The sequence below is a fragment of the Mycobacteriales bacterium genome (genome assembly GCA_036497565.1).
Classification (GTDB): Bacteria; Actinomycetota; Actinomycetes; order Mycobacteriales; family QHCD01; genus DASXJE01.
On record DASXJE010000110.1, the window covers coordinates 1 to 2,413 of the forward strand.

Genomic DNA, 2,413 nt, shown 5'->3' on the forward strand with positions numbered 1-2,413 from the left:
CGCCGAGCTGGTGGCCGACTGGCTCACCGTGCGCGAGTCGCTGCGCGCCGGGCAGGTGCGGGCGGCCGCCGCCGCCTACCGCGGCGAGTTGCGACCCGGGTCGGAGGCGCCTGCGGTGATCGAGGAACGCGAGCTGCTGGCGGCGACCCTGCGCCGGGCGGTCCTCGACCAGGGCGACGTCGAGGCGATGTGGCTGCTCGCCGACACGCCCTCCGGTGCGGACGACGTGGAGCTGGCCGAACGGCTCACCCACGCGCTCCCCCCGTCGGACCCCCGCCACGCCGCGATGTCCGCCAGGTCCGAACGACTCTCCCGCTAACCACTCGCCCCCGTCGGGGAACCGAGGGCGCGCTTCGTTCGGCTCGCACAGACCCAGTACCGGGCGCACAGAGCCTGCAAGGTCTGTGCGGGCGGCACCGGGTCTGTGCGAGCCCGGAAGCGCTGCCTGGCGACCAGTTGTCCACAGGTATGACGGTTGTCCACAGGTCGGGCGCGAGCTCAGCACGCTGGTCGTGAGAGGCAGGGACGCTCGGACGTATGCACCCTGAGCCCATCACGATGTACCGCCGACCGCAGCTGCTCGCCGCCGGGTTCACCGACCACGAGCTGGCCCGCATGCGCCGCGCCGGTGAGCTGACCTCGGTGCGTCGCGGCGTCTACCTGGCCAGTCCCGAACCCGACGACCCCGACGGCCGACATCGGCTGCAGGTGCGCGCCGCGATGACCGAACTCGCCGCCGGGGCCGTGGTCAGTCACGCCTCGGCCGCCCTGCTGCACGGCCTGCCGACCTGGCGGATGCCGCTGAGCAGGGTGCAGGTGACCCGAGCGCGTCGTTCCGGCGGCCGTCGTGATCCGAGGCTGCACCTGCGGACCGCACCCCTCCGACGAGCCGACATCACCACCTCCGACGGCCTGCCGATCACATCGGTTGCCCGTACCGTCGTCGATCTGGCGCGGTCGGCTCCTTTCGAGTCGGGGGTGGTGACCGCGGACGCCGCGCTGGCGCTCGGCCTGCTCACCTCTGAGGACCTGGAAGAGGCGCTCGCCCGGTGCAAGGGCTGGCCGGGCTGCCCCCGGGCCCGGCGGGTGGTCGCGTTCGCCGACGGCCGCTCGGAGAGCGTCGGGGAGTCACGCAGCCGTCTCGCGATCGCCAACGCCGGGCTGCCGGAGCCGATGTTGCAGTGGGACGTGCGGGCAGCCGGCGGACGACTGGTCGGGCGGGTCGACTTCGGCTGGCCGGATGACGGAGTGGTCGGTGAGTTCGACGGCCGGCTCAAGTACGGCCGCACCATCATCGGCGATCGGGACCCGGGCGAGGTGGTGTTCGCGGAGAAGCTCAGGGAAGACGACCTCCGCGCCCAGGGGCTCACGGTCATCCGCTGGACGTGGGACGACCTCGTGAAGTTCGCCCCGATCGCCGCCCGCCTCGACCGTGCACTCGCCTGACCCCCGCACCGGTAGCAGAGCGGGGCTCGCACAGACCTGGTGCCGGCCGCGCAGAGTGTGCACGGTCTGCGCGAGCGCCACTGGGTCTGTGCCGGCGGGTACACGGGCGGGCGGCGGCCAACCGAAACCACTGGCTCGCGCAGACCTGGTACCGGCCGCACAGAGCGTGCACGGTCTGCGCGGGCATCACCGGGTCTGTGCCGGCGGGTAGACCGGTCACCGTGCTGTGCCGGCGGCTAGACGGGCGGCGGCCAACCGAAACCACCGGCCCACACAGACCTGGTGCCGGCCGCACAGAGCGTGCACGGTCTGTGCGGGCGGCACTGGGTCTGTGCCGGCGGGTACGAAGACGGCGGCGGGGCCGGCGCGTCAACGCCGGCCCCGCCGTCGAACCACTGCCTACCTGACTAGGACGTCTCCTCGCCGAGCCCGGCCGGGACGGCGTCCGGCACGCTGACCTTCGGCTTCGGCTCGCCCCGGAAGGTGAACTTGGCCTGGTCCTGCGCGGTCCGGGTGGTGTCGTCGGGGTCGAAGCCCTCCACGTCGATGATGACGATCTGACCGGCCTCGATCTCGCCGAACAGGATCTTCTCCGACAGCTGGTCCTCGATCTCGCGCTGGATCGTGCGGCGCAGCGGCCGCGCCCCCAGCACCGGGTCGAAACCACGGCGGGCGAGCAGCTTGCGCGCGTCCGGCGTGAGCTCGATCGCCATGTCCTTGTTCTTCAGCTGCGCCTCGACGCGGGTGATCATCAGGTCGACCATGGAGACGATCTGCGGCTCGGTGAGCTGGTGGAACACCACGATGTCGTCGATACGGTTGAGGAACTCCGGCCTGAAGTGCTTCTTCAGCTCGTCGTTGACCTTCGTCTTCATCCGCTCGTAGTTCGACGCCTCGTCGTTGCCCTGCGCGAAACCGAGCCCGACCGCCTTGGAGATGTCCTGCGTGCCGAGGTTCGAGGTGAAGA

The 2,413-nt window shown here is 71.4% G+C and carries 3 protein-coding genes; 2 read left to right on the forward strand and 1 reads right to left on the reverse strand.

Going from position 1 to position 2,413, the window contains the following annotated elements:
* Together VGH85_09645 and VGH85_09650 are read left to right on the forward strand one after the other, a co-directional pair.
* On the forward strand, nt 1–319 hold a 319-nt coding region (locus VGH85_09645; protein ID HEY2174057.1), incomplete at its 5' end, for a hypothetical protein.
* A 218-nt stretch (nt 320–537) separates the two neighbouring features.
* Nucleotides 538–1,446, forward strand: a complete 909-nt coding sequence (locus VGH85_09650; protein ID HEY2174058.1) for a hypothetical protein — start codon at nt 538–540, stop codon at nt 1,444–1,446.
* A gap of 407 nt (nt 1,447–1,853) precedes the next feature.
* Here the strand turns inward: VGH85_09650 and VGH85_09655 are convergent.
* The coding region (locus tag VGH85_09655; GenBank protein HEY2174059.1) for an AAA family ATPase at nt 1,854–2,413 on the reverse strand (560 nt) is incomplete at its 5' end.